Genomic DNA, 16689 nt, shown 5'->3' with positions numbered 1-16689 from the left:
GCCCCAAAGGGGTCCCGTGAGGCGCCCCGTTGAACGGTCATAGTCCCTACAGCCGGAAGCGCAGGCCCGCCAAATAGTAGGCGCGGTACGTCTGGTTGACGACGCTCACGCGGTCGGCGCGGTCTTGGAAGGGGTAGGCGGCCACGGCGGGCGCACCGAGCTGGGCGGGCGCGCCGGAAGCCAAAATATCGACCTGGTAGGGCGTATTGAGTAGGTTTTGCACCTTCACGTAGGCCGTGAGCTGGAAGCGTTTGTCGGACTTGGTAAGGCGCTTCTCGGCCGAGAAGTCGAGCTGCGACTGCGCCCGCTGCCAGTAATCGAGGCCCAGAAATTGGCCCACCTGCACGATGCGGGCGCCGGTGTACACGTAGGCCAGCTGCACCTCGATGCCGCTGCGCGGGTCGTTGTAGAGCAGCGACACGTTGGCCACGTGCTTGGACTGGCCTTGCAGGGGGCGCTTTTGGGCCACCAGTACGCGGGGGTCTTCCGAAGTAGCGCTGCGGCCTTTGTTGGTGGTAATGCTGGACGAGGTGAAGGTGTAGTTGGTGGATAAGCCGAACGGCCCGAAAAACTTCACCCCTACCCACTCGAAGCCGAAGTTGGTGGCCGCGCCCGTGCTGGGGTTGATAGGCTGGTACACCGTCACGGTGGTGTTGGGCAGCGTGACGAGGCCGTACTCAATCGGGTTTTTGATGTTTTTGTAGAACGCGCCCAGCATGACCTGGTCGCGGCCGGCCCCGAAAAACTCGTAGCGCAGGTCCAGGTTCTGGGCCTGGGTATGCAGCAAATAAGGGTTGCCGGCCTCGGCATACACGTTGCTCTCGCTCACGCTGCCCGAGTTGTTGTGGGGCGTGAGCTCAAAAAAGCTGGGCCGGCTGATGCTGGAGAAGTACGAGGCGCGCAGGTTCTGGCGGGCGTCGAGGGCGTAGCGCAGGTGCAGGCTGGGCAGCACATCGAGGTACTTCTGGCCGCCGCGGTTGGCCGCTTCGGAGAGGGGTAGGCTGGTGATGTACGACTGGTCGGTGTACTCGGTGCGCACGCCGCCCAACACCTCCCAGGCCCCGCGCACCAGGCGCAGCTGGCCGTAGCTGGCGGTCACTTTTTCGGCCGCCGTGTAGTTGTTATTACCCACGTAGATGCCCAGCGGGTTGAACACCGTGTAGGCTTCCGAGTTGATATCACCCTCATTGGTAGCCGGTTGGCCCGAGGGTCGCAGCTGGTAAGCGAGGTAGTGGTTCACGCGGTCCTTGTCGCGGTAGAGGCCGCCGGCGCTCAGCTCCAGGCCCTCGGCAAGCAGGTACTTCAGGTTGAGGTAGGCGGCCTTGTCTTGGTCAGTGTTATCGAGCCAAGTGCGGGTGGCGTTCTGGTAATAATTGCCCGAAGCCGTGAGCTTGATATCCTGCTCACTCACGTCGGGCACGTTGTTCGTGGCCCGCGAATACACCAAGGACCAGCTGGCCGAAAGGCGGTCCGTGAGCTGGTGCTCGCCCTGCAAGGTGGTATTGGCAATGCCCTGCAATTGGTAGCGGGCGCGCAGCAGGCGGTCCACGTCGGGGCGGGCGGTGCCCTTGTAGGTGGTGTCGGTTTCGGCGCGGGTCTGGGCTTCTTCCAGCTGCAAATACACGCCGTAGAAGCGCAGCGTATTGCGCGAATCAAGGCGGTAGTCGAGCTTGGCGTTAAGGCCCAGGCGCTGCTGCTGGGTCGAGTACTCCTGCACGTGCAGGGTGCGCAGGGCGGGGTCGTTGCCCTGGGTGATGCCCGTTTCGTAGAAGTAGCCGTTCGAGCCGCGCGTCTGGGCCTGGTACGAGCCGGCCACCAGCACGCCCAGGCGCTGGTCCTTGCCGTAGCGGCTGCCAAACGTCAGGTTACCCAACAGGTTGGGAGCCGGTGTTTTGTGCGTAAAGCCGGGCCAGGGAAAGTCGCCAATCGTGGCTTGGTAGGCGCTGCCGTTGCGCTCACCGGGCGACTGCTTGTTCACCCCGCCGCGGTCGAAACCCAGAAACGAGCGGTCCATAAACAGCTGGCCGTAGCCCGTGCCGAGCTGGCCGCTGAGGGTGCGCTCGGCGGGCGCGTCCTTCATCACCATATTTACTACCCCCCCAATGGCATCGCCTTCCATGCTGGGCGTCAGGGCCTTGGTTACTTCGAGGCGCTGGAGCAGGTCGGCCGGGAAGATGTCGAGCGGCACGTAGCGGTTGTAGGGGTCGGGGCTCGGAATCTTGATGCCGTTGACCAGCGTATAGTTGTAGCGCTTGTCCATGCCCCGCACCAGGGCGTAGCGGCCGTCGCCGTTGGTGCTGCGCTCCAGCGTCACGCCCGACACGCGCTGCAGCACGTTGGCCACCTGAATATCGGGCGACACCTGGATGGCCTGGGCCGACACCACGTTGACGATGCTGGGTGCAATCTGCTCGATGCGGCGCGCCGACACCTCGCCCTCGGGGTCGCGGCGGCCCTGCACGGTCACTTCATCCAGGGCGTTGTTTTTATCGCTCAGCCGCAGGTTCAGCACCTGGTCGGGCTGGGTAGCGGTAAGGCTAACGTGCTGGTTTTTGGCCTCGTAGCTAATATACTGGCTCACCAGCTCGTACTCGCCGGTGGGCACGTTGCGCAGCACGAAGGTGCCATCGAGCTGCACCTGACCGTTGTAGCTGGTGCCCTGCAAAAACACCACTGCGCCCACCAGCGGCTCGCCCGTGCGGGCATCGGTCACGCGGCCTTTAATGGTGCCCGCCCAGCCCGCCAGCGGCAGGGCCAGCGCACAAACCAGTACCGATAGGGGTAAAAAAGTACGACTCATGCAACGCGGAATAAAGGCAGCGGATTTTGCTGGCTCAAAGGTCCGCCTACCCCCTCCCGGCTGCCAAGCCGCGTGTATTATCAAACTATTTCGCCCTAACAAATAGTTGAGTTAATTTTTTATCAAGTATGATTTTTTAACTAAAAATCTGCACTAACGACTATTAATTTAGTATTTTAACGAGTTATTTATCATTTCATTACCCAGCTTCCCCACTAGTAATACAGCGGTAATATGCAGGCAATAAAACGGCCCACGAATGTCTATTCGCGGGCCGTTTGGGGTAAGTAATAGCCTCTAGCACCTGCACTACTCGCGCACCAGCCGAGGGGGTAGGCAAGGCGAAGCTCGTTACTTCTTACCCGCCAGAATCTCGTCCACAATGAGCGGGTCGAGCAGGGTGGTCACGTCGCCGAGATTGGAGGTTTCGCCCTCGGCTACCTTGCGCAGGATACGGCGCATGATTTTGCCCGAGCGGGTTTTGGGCAAGCCGCTCACCAGCTGAATCTTATCGGGCTTGGCGATGCGGCCGATGGCGGCCACTACGGCTTCGATAATGCTGGCTTCGGCCATCTGCACGTCGAGGTCGGTGGTGGGCACGCCCTGGCGGCAGATGACGTAGGCGTAGATGCCCTGGCCCTTCACATCGTGGGGGTAGCCTACCACGGCGCTCTCCACCACGTAGTCGCTCTGGTTGATGGCGTTCTCGATTTCGGCGGTGCCGAAGCGGTGGCCGCTCACGTTTATCACGTCGTCGACGCGGCCGATGATGCGGTAGAGGCCGTTTTCGTCGCGCCGGGCGCCGTCGCCGGTGAAGTAGTAGCCGGGGTAGGGCTGAAAATACGTCTGGCGGGCGCGCTCGTGGTCGCCCCAGGTGGTACGAATGACGCCCGGCCAGCTCGCCTTAATGGCCAGGTAGCCTTCCTGGTTGTTGCCCTCGATTTCGGTGCCGTCCTGGTTGAGCAGCACGGGCTGGATGCCGGGCAGGGGTAGGCCGGCGCGGGCGGGCACGCTGGGCGTGATGCCGGCCATAGCCGAAATCATGATGCCGCCGGTTTCGGTCTGCCACCAGGTGTCCACGATGGGGCAACGGCCTTTGCCCACGTGCTGGTCGTACCAATGCCAGGCTTCTTCGTTTATCGGCTCACCCACCGAGCCCAGCACCCGCAGGCTGCTGAGCGAGTAGGCCAGCACGTGGTCAATGGAGTGCGCCATGAGCGAGCGGATGGCCGTAGGCGCGGTGTAAAATACCGTGACGTGGTGTTTGTCAATAACTTCCCAAAATCGGCCCGGCGAGGGGAAGGTGGGCACGCCTTCAAACAGCAGGGTGGTGCCGCCGGCCAGCAGAGGCCCGTAGAGGGTGTAGCTGTGGCCCGTGACCCAGCCAATGTCGGCGGTGCACCAGTACACGTCGTTTTCCTCAATCTGAAACACGTTGCGGAAGGTGTAGTCGGCCCACACCATGTAGCCGGCCTGGGTGTGCACTACGCCCTTGGGCTTGCCGGTGCTGCCGCTGGTGTAGAGGATAAAGAGCGGGTCCTCGGCCCCCATTTCCTCGGCGGGGCAGTCCTTGGCCACGTCCTGCACTTCGTCGTGGTACCACACGTCCCTACCCCCCTGCATATCGACGGGCCAGCCGGTGTGCTCCACCACAATCACGCGCTTTACGCTCGGGCAGCTGGCCAGCGCCTCATCCACCACACTCTTCACCGGAATCTGCTTGGCACCGCGGTTGAGGCCGTCGGCAGTGAGCACGCAGCTGGCCTCCGCATCATTCACGCGGTCGGCAATGGCCGAGGCCGAGAAGCCCGCAAAAATCACCCCGTGCACCGCCCCAATGCGGGCGCAAGCCAGCGTGGCAATGGCCAGCTCAGGTATCATGGGCATGTACAACACTACCCGGTCGCCCTTCTGCACGCCATTCTTTTTCAAGACGTTGGCAAACTGGCACACCCGCTCGTAGAGCTCGCGGTAGGTGAGGCGCAGGTGGCGGGTTTTGGGGTCGTTGGGCTCGAAGATGATGGCCAGCTTGTTGGCGCGCTGCTCGAGGTGGCGGTCAAGGCAGTTTTCGGTGAGGTTGAGGGTAGCGCCGGCGTACCAGGTGCTGGTGCCGGCGGGCGAAAACTCGCCGCCGCGCACGGTATCCCATTTTTTGCGCCAAGTAAACGGCTCGGCTGCGGCGGCCCAAAAGGCATCGGGGTCTTCGATGCTCTGCTGGTAGTCGGCGTAGTATTCTTCGAGGGTGCGGGTGCGAACGGCAGACATATGGTAAGTGGGTAAATGAGTAAATGGGTGGGTAAGTAAATCGGTAAATGAGCAGCTGAGTAGATGAACAGGTAGGGAAGCTTTACGCATTTACTCACTTACCGACCCAGCAGCTCGCGCACTTTTTGCATGAGCTGGCGGGTGCTAAAAGGCTTAGGCACGTACATATCGGCGCCGGCGTCGTAGCCTTTTTGTACGTCGGTGGGCTGGCTTTTGGCCGAGAGCAGGATGACTTTGGTAGCGGCGCGGTCGGGGCGCTGGCGCAGCTGGCGGCACACCTGGTAGCCATCCACGTCGGGCATCATCACGTCGAGCAGCACCAGGTCGTAGGGCGTTTGGTCGAGGGCGGCCAGGGCCTCGGTACCGTTGCGCGCAATGCCGACCTGGTAGCCGTTTTTGCGCATCAAAAATTCGAGCGACATGACGATATTAGGCTCATCATCAACCAATAGGATATGCGGGGTTTTCATAATGAAAGAAACTTATAGCGGCGTAGCGGTAGCCAAGGAAGCAGCTTCACGGGCGGGGGTAGGGGTAGCGAGCGGCAGCTCCACAAAGAAGCGCGCGCCCTGGCCAGGAGCGCTTTCCACCCACAGCCGGCCGTGGTGCAGCTCCACTATTTTCTTGCTGATGGCCAGGCCCAAGCCTGTGCCGGCGGGCTTGCGCATGGTCTGGTTGGGGGCCTGAAAAAACTTATCGAAAATGAGGTGCTGCTCGGGCAGCGCAATGCCGTGGCCGTTGTCCTCCACGCACAGCAGCAGGGCGTCGGCGGCGGGCCAGGCCAGCACCGCAATGCGGCCGGTGCCATCGGCGGGGCAGGCTTTCACGGCATTCGAAAGCAGGTTGATGAGCACCTGCATGAGGCGGTCGCGGTCGGCGGGCAGGGGGGGTAGGGAAGCGGGCACGTCGAGGCGCAGCGCAATGCCGCGCTCACGGGCCAGCTGCTCCACGGCTTCGGCGGCCTCGTGCGCCACCTCGGCCAGGGCCAGCGGCACGCGGCTGAGGGTAGCCTGGCCGCTCTCGTACTTTTCGAGGTCCAACACCAAGGTGATGAGGCGGGTAAGGCGCTCGGCCTCGCGGCCGATGGTGTGCTGGAAGCGCTGGCGCTCTTCTTCCTCTAAATCAGGGTTGTCGGCCAGAATCTCGGCCAGCGCCCGGATGCTGGTGAGCGGCGTGCGCAGCTCGTGCGTGACGGTGTAGAGAAACTCGTCCTTCTGCATGTCCAGAATTTGCAGCTGGTCGTAGGCCTGGCGCAACTCGTCGGTGAGGCGCTGCAGCTGGCGGCTCTGCTTTTGCAGCTGGCGATTGGCCTCCAATAGCTGCTGGCTCTCCTTCAAAATACCCACCACCTGGCCATAGCTCACTTCCTCTACCCCCGCCACCGAGGCCAGCAGCAGCCGGGCCGAGGCCGGCCCCAGGGTGCCAGCCAGCAGCTTTTCGGCGTAGAGTAGCAGGCGCGGGTCGGCGGCGGCAGCGGTGAGGTGGGGAGATGGGGAGGTGGTGAGTTTTTCCTCGAGGGTAGCCGTCGGCTGATAATTGCTACTTGCTGCTTGCTCATTGTTCATTGCCAAGGCATCAGGGAAGCGCTCGGCGAAGGCGCGCAGGGCCTGGGTGGTGCGCTTTTTACCCAGGAAGCCCAGCAGCAGGGCACGCACCTCGGGCAGCGGCGCGCGGCCGGGCCAGCCAGTCACTTCCTCGGCCAGGCTGCGGCGGCGAAACACATCCACGAACACGTCGGCCTGGCGCAATTCGAGGGGGGTAGGCGGCACGGCCAGCGACAGCCCCACGTAGCCGCCCAGGTTGAACACCCAGCTCCAGAATAAGCCGTGCGAGAGGTAATCGAGCCCTTCGAGGCCAAACAGCGCGCCCGGCCGCAGCCAGCGCAGCCCCCCTACCCCCTCGCTGAGCAGCGATGCCGGCAGCCGGCCCGGCCCCACCAGCGTGGGCAGCACCAGCGTAAAAAACCACACCACAAACCCCGCCAGCAGCCCCAAGGTGGCCCCGCGCCGGGTGCCGCCCTTCCAGTAGAGGCCGCCCAGCACCACGGGCATAAACTGCGCCACCGCCGCAAACGACACCAGCCCGGTATTGACTAGCGGCAGCTGCCGGCCCACCACCACGTAGTAGCCATAGGCCAGGGCCAGCACCGCCACCACCGCCAGCCGGCGGCTTTGCAGGGCAATGCGGCGCAGGTACGCAAACCAACGCCCCTGGGCCTCGGGCCGCGTGGCCGGCACCCGCACCAGCCAGGGCATGAGCAGATGGTTGCTGAGCATCACGCTCAGGGCGATGGTTTCGACGATAATCATGCTGCTGGCCGCCGACAAGCCGCCCAGGTAGGTAAGCAGCGCCAGCCACGGGCGCCCCGCCGCCAGCGGCAGCGCCAGCACAAAGGTGTCGGCATCGAGCCCGCGCCCGCTCAGCTTCAGCATGCCGCCGAAGGCGATGGGCAGCACGAAGATATTGATAATGAGCAGGTACAGCGGAAACAGCCACATGGCCTTGCGCAGATGGTCCTCGTCGATATTCTCCACCACAGCTACCTGAAACTGGCGCGGCAGCAGCAGCACCGCCGACATGCTGAGCACGAGCAGCGTGAGCCACTCGGCGCTGCCCGTGCCCGCGCCTTGCAGGGTAAAGAGCTGCCGCAGGGCCGGCACGGCCGCCGCCTGGTTAAACAGGTCGGCGAAGCCGCCAAACAGGCCGTAGGTCACGAACAGGCCCACCAGCAAAAAGGCCAGCAGCTTTACCAGGCTCTCCAGGGCCACAGCCAGCACCATGCCCTCGTGGCGCTCAGTGGCCTCTACCGAGCGCACCCCAAACAGGATGGTGAACACCGCCAGCGCCCCCGCCGTGAACAGCGCCGGCCCGCTGGCCTGGCTGCTACCCCCGCCGGTAAGCACCACGTAGGAGCTGGCTATTGCTTTGATTTGCAGCGCAATGTAGGGTACCACACCCAGCACGCACACCACCGTGGCCAGCGCCCCCAGCGCCGCGCTCTTGCCGTAGCGGGCCGAGATGAAGTCGGCAATGGAGGTGAGCCGCTGCTGCCGGCACACCCGGATAATCTTGCGCAGCACCAGCCACCAGGCTGGCGCCAGCAGCCCCGGCCCCAGGTAAATGCCCACGAAGCTCAGGCCCTGGTGCGCCGCCCGCCCCACCGAGCCGTAGTAAGCCCAGGCCGTGCAGTACACGGCCATGCTCAGGGCATATACATACGGGTTGGCCACCAGGCTCTTGCGGGCCGCCGACCGACGCTCGGCCGCGTATGCCACGCCGAAGAGCAGGGCCAGGTAGCCGAAGGAAAAGAACAAGACCAGAAACTTATTCAATGAGCAAATGAGTAAGTGAGCAGATGAGTAAGTGAATAGTACGCAAACAGTAAAGTGGGTACGCGATGTACGCGAGGTACTCACTTACTCATTTGCTCACTCACTGCCCTCACCGCCGCGCCAGCCAGCCCGTGAGGCCAATGAGTACGCCCCAGGCCAGCAGCACGTAGAGGTACACCAGCGGCACGCCCCCTACCCGCACGGGGCGGTCGAAGGCGCCGAGCAGGGGGTAGGTGAGCAGCAACGTAAAAACGGTCGCCACGAACAGTAGCCGCGGGCCGCGCTGCGGCACCTGGGCCGCCCGCTCGGCCGGTGTGGATTGGGAAGATGGCATGAGAATGCAGGAATAGGATGGCGCATCAACTTAAAAAACCCGCCGGGCAGGCTGCCTGACGGGTTTTTAGATAAAAGCCAGGCAAGTATTAGCTATCCATCAACTTCACGTTGCGCGTGTCCTTCATCAGGGCCATGCCCACGAAGAAGCAGATAAGCGCGATAACGACCGGGTACACCAGGCCCAGCAAGCTGCTATGCTCCTTGGCAAAGGTGCCGGCCGGCTGCGCGGCGGCCCACACGCCGATGGAGGTAGCAATGAGCGGCACAAAGCCTCCAAATACGCCATTGCCAATGTGATACGGCACCGAAAGTGAAGTGTAGCGCACGCTGGTCGGGAACAGCTCGACGAGGTAGGCGGCAATGGGGCCGTACACCATCGTCACGAACAGCACCAGGATAAAGGTGAGCACCGTCATCATGAACACGTTGGGGGCCAGGGCCTTCATCACGGCCGGTATGGCTTTGCCGGCGGCATCCACGGTGGCAGGGGTGATTTCGGTGAGCGGCCCGGCGTAGGCCTTGATGCCGTAGAAGAGCGGAATGGTGAACAGCGCCCCGCAAATCATACCCGTCATGATAATGCGCTTACGCCCGATGCGGTCCGATAGCGAGCCAAAGTACACAAACAGGGGGGTAGCGAGCACCATGGCTACCACCAGAATGGTGCTGGAGTCGATGATGTCGAGCTTCAGCGTATTATTCATGAACGAATACGCGTGAAACTGCGAGGTGTAGAAAATTACGCCCTGGCCCATCGTCACGCCAAATAGCGCGATGAGCACCAGCCGGCGATTGACGGGGTTCGCAAATGAATCGCGCAGCGGGCTCTTGCTGGTGGTGCCGGTAGCCTTGGCCTTGGCAAACAGCGGCGACTCGTGCAGCTTCTTGCGGATGTAGTAGGAGGCAATAACCAGGAAACCTGAGAGCAGGAACGGAATGCGCCAGCCCCACTCCTTGAAGGCGGCTTCGCCCATCGTTTTGCGGGTTATTACAATTATCAAAATACTGAGAATAAGACCACCCGTGGCCGTAATCTGGATAAAGCTGGTGTAGTAGCCACGCTTTTTGTCGGGGGCGTATTCGGCCACGTAGGTGGCGGCGCCGCCGTACTCGCCGCCCAGCGCCAGGCCCTGCAACAGGCGCAACAGCACCACAATAATGGGCGCCGCAACGCCAATGGAGTCGTAGCTCGGAATGAGGCCCGTCACGAACGTAGCCCCGCCCATAATCAGCAGCGTAACCAGGAAGGTGTACTTGCGGCCAATCATATCACCGAGCCGGCCAAAGAACATAGCCCCGAACGGCCGCACCACAAAGCCGGCCCCAAACACGGCCAGCGCGCCCAGCAGCGTATCCTCAATCTTGCCCGCGTGCCCAAACAGCACCGGCCCGATAATGGCCGCCAGCGAGCCAAAGATGTAGAAGTCGTACCACTCGATAACAGTGCCTACGGAAGAGGCCGTAATTACCTGCCAGATGGTTTTTGAATCGACTTGGTTGTTGTCGTGCTCCGCCGGCGCGTCGGGGTTGGCGCGAAAAGCGGCCGCCGCCGTGGGGTTCAGGCTTTGTTCCATGTGCGTGTTGGGTGGGAAATATAGTGAAGGTGGCGCCCAAGACCCGGCGCGCAGCACCGAGCCCTAAACAAAGGGTATATACTTGTCAGACAAGCAGTAAGCTGCTACAAAAATATCTGGGTTTGCAGCGTGATTTCGGGGCGGTGCACCACCTCGCCGGCCGTGCCCACGCCACCCACGGTGGTCATGTTGAAGTCGGGGCGCTCGCGGTAGTTGAGCGTCACCTTGGCGTTGTGGCCATCGATGAGGAAGTTGAGGCCCGCGTCGTACACGTTCACCCCCTGCACGTCGCCGGCCGCATTGCGCAGGCCCTCGTAGTTGCTATGCAGGTAGGCCACGTAGGGCTGCAGGCGCACTTTGCTACCCAGCGTTTTCTTACCCATCAAAAAGCCCAGCTGCCCATATACCGAGCCGCCCGTGCCCGACTGCGGCAAGGCATTGCCCCGGTAGGCGCTGGCGCCGTAGCCAGGGTTTTCGGCCCCCACAAAGCGCACGTAGTTGGGGCCGAAGTTGTAGTTCCAGTAGGCTCCGTAAAAGGTAACGGCCGTGCGGCGGGCCGTGTCGAGCGGCGTATCGAAGAAGGCATCGACCCCGAAGAGCTTAATGTCGTGCTTAGTGGTAGGCACGGTGTTAAACAAGTCCGTAGTGGATGTGTAGTTGTTCAGCGTCACGGAGTTGCTGGCTGACCGCGAGAACATGCCGTTCTGGTTGTACATAAAGCCCGTTCCGATACTCAGCACTTTTTTGGTGCCTAGGTAGGTGCCTTGCGTGTAGGGCAGCAGGTTGGCTTCGGGCTCGAAGAAGTTGTAGCTGAAATAGCCCTGGTACACGTGCCCGTCGTTTTGCGGGCTATAGTTGGCTACGTTGGTGCCCGTGTTGGTAATAACGCCCGTGGTAGCGTTGGTAGTGGTGAAACCCAGCGCCAGCGGGTTGCCGGCCTGCGCCCCCGCCACGTAGAGCGGGTTGTTGGGCAGGTTGGTCAGGAAGGGGTCGCTCATCGAAAGCCGGTAGTCGAACTTACCGACGCGGCCCTTGGCATACACCCCAATCCAGCGCGCAAACTGGTCGATGGCATCAATGGTCGGGAAGTTGGTCAGCGGCACGTCCATCGTCATGATGCTCGTGGTGCTGGCGTTGGTCATGCGCGAAATACCGTTGTAGTAGTGCAAGCCTGCCCCCAGGCTGAGGTACTTGTTGACCTTGAACTCCGTTACAGCTTCGTGAATGAAAAACTGCGGCTTCTTGCCATCAACAGTGGGGGACACGCCGCCGCTCACGGCGTTCTGGTTGTTGATACCCAGGTGCGTATAAACCAGGAAGCGGGGGCTGAGCTGGGCCAGCAATATCATGCGCGAGCGCCGGATACCGAAGTCGAGCTGGCTGCTTTTGGGCTCGCTGGGGCCGCGCAGGGTGCCGGTGTTGTTCTCATTGTAGCGCACGTACACCTGGGTCCAGGCCATCAAGCGCACGTACTTCTGGCCATCGGGCGAGAGGTTGAACTTCATGCCGGCCCCGTAGGGCACCGACTTGGCGGGGGCGGGCGCCGGGGGGGGCGGGGCCAGCGGAGCAGGGGCCGGCGAGGCAGCGCTGGGCGCAGGTGGCGCCACTTGGGCAGTGGCGGCTCCAGCAAGCAGCAAGCTACTTAGCGCGAGTGCGTAGCGGGTAGATTTCATGCACTAATAAGTGAGTGGGTAGGAAAGCGTAGTAGTAACCCGGGCCTGCGTTTTGGCCCTGAGGTTTAGTGCTGCCAAATAGCAACCCTATTACTACCCCTGCTATCGCCTCGCTATCGTTTTGCTAAGTGCTATAGCTCAGCTACTGCCGAAACCGCTCCCAGCGTATCATCATGTACTTATCGCCTAGCTCCGTCACGACCAGGCCGGCGCTCTTCAGGTTTTCGGGCTTCTGAAAGAACTCCGCCAGCTCTTTCTGATTGAGGATTTTATACGTCGGATGATAGTCGGTTTGGCGGGGTGCTTTCACGCCGTATTTCTTTACCCAGTTCATCACACTCACGTGGCTCACGCCCAGCAATCGCTCAATTTCGCGGTAGCTCACTCCTTCGATATACAGCTGCAACGCCTTCACCACGTAGTAGGGGTTCACCTCACGGCCCACCTTGGCCACCGTGTAGTGGTAGCCGCAGCCCTTGCAGCGAAAGCGCTGACGCTCATTGATTACACCGCTCTTGGTTGCTTCCTTGGAATCGCATTTGGGGCAGATGGGGGCATTCATGGCGCGGCAGACTGAGGTAAAACGATAGGTAATCAGCAAATGTATACTGATTTAGCAAGAAACCCTATTTTCGTCAATCGCCCATCCCTTGTTAATCATTCTGTTAGGCAAATCTTTCCTTCATTGCCTACGCTCAGCCGGCCCATAGCGTGGCCAGGAGCGCCTCCGCAGCGAGGCCCAGGCGGCGCCTGTTGGGGGCGGCCAGCGTGGCGCTGGCGTAGGGCGGCAGCGGTAGCTTTGAGGCATTATCCTCCCCTACCCCCCCATGCCCGCCCCTACCCCCGCCTACCGCACCATTGCGCCCGCCGACCTGCCCCCAAACGATTTCTACCAGTTTTTGATTGGCTCGGTAGCCCCGCGGCCCATTGCCTTTGCCAGCACCATTTCGGCGGCGGGAGAGGTAAACCTGAGCCCGTACAGCTTCTTCAACGTGGTGAGTGCCAACCCGCCGATGCTGGTGTTTTCGCCCACCAGCCGGGGCCGCGACAACTCGGAAAAGGACACGCTGCGCAACGTGCGCGAGGTAGCCGAGGTCGTCATCAACATCTGCGACTACCCCTTGGTGGAGCAGCTGTCGCTGGCCAGCGCCGAGTATCCGGCCGGCGTTAATGAATTCACGAAAGCCGGCCTCACAGAGGCCAAGTCGGACCGGGTGCGGCCGCCGCGCGTGGCCGAGTGCCCGGTGGCGCTGGAGTGCGTGGTGGAGCAAATTATTGCCCTCGGCGACGGCCCTGGTCATGGGAACCTGGTGCTGTGCCGCGTGGTGCAGGCGCATTTTCGGGAGGATATTTTGCTGGAGGGCAAGCCGGGCATCGACCCACGCAAGTTTGAGGCGGTGTCGCGGCTCGGGGGCGACTGGTACAGCCGCCTGCGGCCCGAAAACCTGTTTACCGTGGCGCGCCCCAACCGCCAACTGGGCATCGGCTTCGACGAGCTGCCAGCCCACATTCGCCACAGCAACGTGCTCACGGGAAACGATTTGGCCCGCCTCGCCAATACCGAGCGCGCCGCTCTCCCTACCCCCACCCAGGTGGCCGAAGTCCGGCACGAGCCGCAGGTAGCGCGACTGCTCGCCGCGCACCCCGACGACCCGGCCGCCCTGCGCCACCAGCTGGCCCTGCTGGCCCGCCAGTGGCTGGAGGAAGGCCGCGTGGCCGAGGCTTGGCGGGTGCTGCTGCTTGCTTAGTGGCCATTTGGGGGTCGAACCACTACCCAGCCATTGCGCTTCCTCAGCTGAATAGCCGATTAAGCTGAAGGGTGCTCGCTGATGCTTGTGCCCAGCGCTTCGAGCACGCCCTGCGCTTTCAACAGGCACTCCTGGTATTCCTGCTCGGGCACCGAGTCGTAGGTAATGGCCGAGCCCACTTGCAGGCTGAGGTAGCCGGTATCGGCGCGGTATTGCAGGCTGCGAATCACCACGTTGAACTCAAACTCGCCATCGGGCGCGGGCCACACAAAGCCGAAGCTGCCGCTGTAGAGGCCGCGCCGGCTGGTTTCGTACTGCTCAATGAGCTGCATCGCCCTGATTTTGGGTGCGCCCGTCATCGAGCCCATCGGGAAAGTGGCGCGCAGGATGTCGGCCAGGTTTACGTTGGCCCGCAGCTCGGCTTCTACGGTTGAAATCAATTGCCAAACGTGTTTAAAGCCGTAGGTGCCAAACAGTTCGGGCACTTCCACCGTGCCCACCTCGGCCACGCGAGCCAGGTCGTTACGCACGAGGTCCACTATCATCAGGTTTTCGGCGCGCTCTTTTTCATCGTGCAGCAGGGCCAGGCGCTGTTGCTCATCCTCGGCGGGGGTAGGGCCGCGCCGCCGCGTGCCTTTGATGGGCTGCGACACGATAGCTGGGTAATAATGCGTCAAAAACAATTCCGGCGAGGCGCAAAGTAAGTAGTGGTCGTGGTAGCGCAAAAACCCCGCGTAGGGCGCCGGCGACGCTTCATTGAGCCGCCAAAACATAGCAACCGGGTCTAGTGCCACGCCCTCGGCGTAAAATTCCTGGCAGAGGTTCAGCTCGTACACTTCCCCGTTGAGAATGTCTTCGCGCACGCTCTCCACGGCTTGCAGATACTCGGTGCGGGGCATTCGGGCGCGCAACGGTGGCACGGCGGGGGGTAGGGCGGCCGGTACGGTCGTGGCCAGAATAGCAGCCAGCACATCAGTCACCGCGCCCTGAATTACCAGCGCCGTATTACCCTGCCAGTACAGGCAGGTTTCGGGCAGAAAAAAATGCAGCGCCGGCCAATCAAAGCCCGAGAAATTTTCGCTACTCAGCGCTTCAATCTCATTCTTAACATCATACGTAACAAAGCCGCAACGCGGCGGCTGGTGAGGCAGCCCACTGAGGTACGCGGGCAACTCGGCCAGCGTACGGGGGGTAGGGAGCGTGGTAGTGGCCACTGCCAGCAGCCGGGTAAAGGTGCCGGCGGCCGTGGCCTCCAGGTCATTGGGCTCATAATACGCGCAGTGCGGAAACTGCGCGGCCCACTGCAAGGCGCGGGCGCGAAAGTCGGCGGGCAGGTCGGTGAGCGGAATCGTTAGCATAGAATTGCCCTTACAACCCGCGCAGGGCCAGTTTGGCTTTCTGGTCGGTGCTGTTTTTGTATTCGTGCCGGGGGTAGGCCAACGCCTGCTCAAAATATCCTTTGGCTACCTGGCGCTGGCCCGCCGCCAGCGCCAGGTAGCCCAGCTGCAAAGCCGCCTGCGGCGCGAAGTAATAGGCCGGCTCGCCCAACGCGGCCGAGCGGCGCAGCGTGCGCTGGTAGTCGGCGCGGGCCGAGTCGAGGCGGCCTAGGCCCTGCCACACGCGGGCCCGGCGGTAGGGCGCCTCCAGGCGGTCGCGGGCGGGGGTAGCAGCCGCCAGCCGAAACTGCTGCAACACCCCGAGCGCCTGGATATAATAGCCGCCATCGGTGAGCAGGCGAGCGCGGGTGAGGGTGGGGTTGAGCAGCTGCGCATCGTGGTAAAACCGCTGGGCATACGCATCTTCCTCAATGGTGAGTGGGCCGGCCAGGTTGATTTGCTGGCGGTAGCGCTCGGCGGTGGCGGCCGGTACGCCGCCCAGCCACGCGGCCAGGTAGAGCTTAAAGGCGGCATCCTTGCGGTAATACTCGCCCCGGTAGTCGCGCAAAAACTGCTGGTTTTCGGCCGTCGAGCCGGCATAGTCGCCCCGATACAGCAGCAGGTCAGCCACCATGTGGTGCAGGTAGGCGAGCGGCAGGTAGGCCGGGCCAGTAGGCCGCGCGCGATAGGCGGCCAGCGCCTCCTCGCCGTGGTGCTGGCGCTTATTAAGACTGATAACCAAGTAGCTGAATAGCAGATTATCGGGCTGCTCGCTGGCCAGCCGGCTGGTCAGCGCCAGGCTTTCATCCCCTTTCTTATAGTACGCTTCGCGGATAAGGGCCAGCAAAATCTGGCTCTCGGGCTGAAAGTCGTGGGGCTGCGCGGCCGCCCGGCTTAGGTTCTGCAAGCCGGCTTCCACGCTGCCGCTCAGGCCCAGCAGCCGCAAAAACCAGTGGTAGCCCTCGGGCAGCGAGCCAATGCCGAACTGGCACAGGCCCAGCGTCATGCTCACCGGCAAAAAGGCAGGGTAGCGCCGGGCCGCCACCTGCACCAGCAGGGCCGCCTGGCGCAGGTTCCAGGCAGCGCGCACCTCGTGGTGAAATACCAGCTGGGCCAACGCCTGGTGCAGCCGGATTTCGACCAGCGCATAGTCGCGCAGCGGGCCGGCGGGCACTCGCTCCAGGGCGTCCAGGCGCGCATCCTGGGCGGCCACAGCAGCGGCAAAGCGGCTGGCATCCTGGCTGATAAGCAGCTCCACAAAATCGGCGCAGTCGGCCACCAGCAGCGTGCCGGGCGCGCCGGCCGGCTCGGGCGCCAGCAGCTGGCGGCAGGTAGTTACTTTCAGCTTCAGCAGCTCGGCGTAGGCGTGCCGGGCGCCGGGCGACAGCGTTTCGGCTGTCAGGCTCGTCGTTGGGGCCACCGTTTCCTGCGGCGGCTGGGCCCTACCCCCACCCGGCGCGCCCAGGCTGAGCGCGCACACTACCGCGCTCAGCGTACCTCGACGAATTCTTCTGCGCACCTCTGCGGTAACTTCCAGCACGAAATCAGGAGCTATAAAAAAAAGGAACGACCGCGGCCGTTCCTT

At 62.6% G+C, this 16689-nt stretch carries 11 protein-coding genes; 1 reads left to right on the top strand and 10 read right to left on the bottom strand.

The genetic code is table 11. The features are described from left to right. Positions 1 to 46 precede the first annotated feature (46 nt). The 8 genes from E4631_RS14610 to E4631_RS14575 form a co-directional block, all read right to left on the bottom strand. On the bottom strand, positions 47 to 2800 hold the full coding sequence (locus tag E4631_RS14610) for a TonB-dependent receptor (protein ID WP_133656550.1): 2754 nt from the start codon (positions 2798 to 2800) through the stop codon (positions 47 to 49). A gap of 351 nt (positions 2801 to 3151) precedes the next feature. Continuing rightward, complete coding sequence (gene acs, locus E4631_RS14605) at positions 3152 to 5065, bottom strand: acetate--CoA ligase (protein ID WP_133656551.1); 1914 nt, start codon at positions 5063 to 5065, stop codon at positions 3152 to 3154. A 98-nt stretch (positions 5066 to 5163) separates the two neighbouring features. Continuing rightward, positions 5164 to 5535, bottom strand: coding sequence for a response regulator transcription factor (locus E4631_RS14600; RefSeq protein ID WP_133656552.1), 372 nt, complete (start codon positions 5533 to 5535; stop codon positions 5164 to 5166). Positions 5536 to 5547: 12 nt separating this feature from the next. Beyond that, positions 5548 to 8397: an ATP-binding protein gene (locus E4631_RS14595; protein ID WP_133656553.1), complete on the bottom strand. Its 2850-nt coding sequence runs from the start codon at positions 8395 to 8397 to the stop codon at positions 5548 to 5550. A 109-nt stretch (positions 8398 to 8506) separates the two neighbouring features. Continuing rightward, complete coding sequence (locus E4631_RS14590; protein ID WP_166647996.1) at positions 8507 to 8731, bottom strand: hypothetical protein; 225 nt, start codon at positions 8729 to 8731, stop codon at positions 8507 to 8509. A gap of 88 nt (positions 8732 to 8819) precedes the next feature. Further along, a complete protein-coding gene (locus E4631_RS14585) occupies positions 8820 to 10307 on the bottom strand; it encodes an MFS transporter (RefSeq protein ID WP_133656554.1) in 1488 nt (495 codons plus the stop codon). A 104-nt stretch (positions 10308 to 10411) separates the two neighbouring features. Next, positions 10412 to 11980, bottom strand: a complete 1569-nt coding sequence (locus E4631_RS14580) for a hypothetical protein (RefSeq protein WP_166647997.1) — start codon at positions 11978 to 11980, stop codon at positions 10412 to 10414. Positions 11981 to 12122: 142 nt separating this feature from the next. Next, entirely contained in the window at positions 12123 to 12542 is a 420-nt protein-coding gene (locus tag E4631_RS14575; RefSeq protein ID WP_133656556.1) for a transposase, read from the bottom strand. A gap of 265 nt (positions 12543 to 12807) precedes the next feature. Between E4631_RS14575 and E4631_RS14570 the strand changes: the two genes are divergently transcribed. Further along, positions 12808 to 13728, top strand: a complete 921-nt coding sequence (locus E4631_RS14570; RefSeq protein WP_133656557.1) for a flavin reductase family protein — start codon at positions 12808 to 12810, stop codon at positions 13726 to 13728. Positions 13729 to 13787: 59 nt separating this feature from the next. On the opposite strand, the gene E4631_RS14565 is transcribed toward E4631_RS14570, so the two are convergent. Next, a complete protein-coding gene (locus tag E4631_RS14565; RefSeq protein WP_133656558.1) occupies positions 13788 to 15086 on the bottom strand; it encodes an anthranilate synthase component I family protein in 1299 nt (432 codons plus the stop codon). A 10-nt stretch (positions 15087 to 15096) separates the two neighbouring features. Continuing rightward, the gene (locus E4631_RS14560) at positions 15097 to 16644 is read right to left on the bottom strand and encodes a tetratricopeptide repeat protein (protein ID WP_133656559.1); all 1548 of its coding nucleotides are present in this window, start codon (positions 16642 to 16644) and stop codon (positions 15097 to 15099) included. Positions 16645 to 16689: the final 45 nt, after the last annotated feature.

The sequence above is a fragment of the Hymenobacter sp. UV11 genome (genome assembly GCF_004684095.1).
In the GTDB taxonomy this organism is placed as follows: Bacteria; Bacteroidota; Bacteroidia; order Cytophagales; family Hymenobacteraceae; genus Hymenobacter.
The sequence above is the reverse complement of the archived record's forward strand: the minus strand, read 5'-3'. Positions and strand labels throughout refer to the sequence as shown.

Bases quoted from the DNA above. Each gene is read 5' to 3' on its own strand.
- E4631_RS14610 (WP_133656550.1), bottom strand. From the start codon at position 2,800: ATGAGTCGTACTTTTTTACCCCTATCGGTACTGGTTTGTGCGCTGGCC.
- acs (WP_133656551.1), bottom strand. From the start codon at position 5,065: ATGTCTGCCGTTCGCACCCGCACCCTCGAAGAATACTACGCCGACTAC.
- E4631_RS14600 (WP_133656552.1), bottom strand. From the start codon at position 5,535: ATGAAAACCCCGCATATCCTATTGGTTGATGATGAGCCTAATATCGTC.
- E4631_RS14590 (WP_166647996.1), bottom strand. From the start codon at position 8,731: ATGCCATCTTCCCAATCCACACCGGCCGAGCGGGCGGCCCAGGTGCCG.
- E4631_RS14585 (WP_133656554.1), bottom strand. From the start codon at position 10,307: ATGGAACAAAGCCTGAACCCCACGGCGGCGGCCGCTTTTCGCGCCAAC.
- E4631_RS14580 (WP_166647997.1), bottom strand. From the start codon at position 11,980: ATGAAATCTACCCGCTACGCACTCGCGCTAAGTAGCTTGCTGCTTGCT.
- E4631_RS14575 (WP_133656556.1), bottom strand. From the start codon at position 12,542: ATGAATGCCCCCATCTGCCCCAAATGCGATTCCAAGGAAGCAACCAAG.
- E4631_RS14570 (WP_133656557.1), top strand. From the start codon at position 12,808: ATGCCCGCCCCTACCCCCGCCTACCGCACCATTGCGCCCGCCGACCTG.
- E4631_RS14565 (WP_133656558.1), bottom strand. From the start codon at position 15,086: ATGCTAACGATTCCGCTCACCGACCTGCCCGCCGACTTTCGCGCCCGC.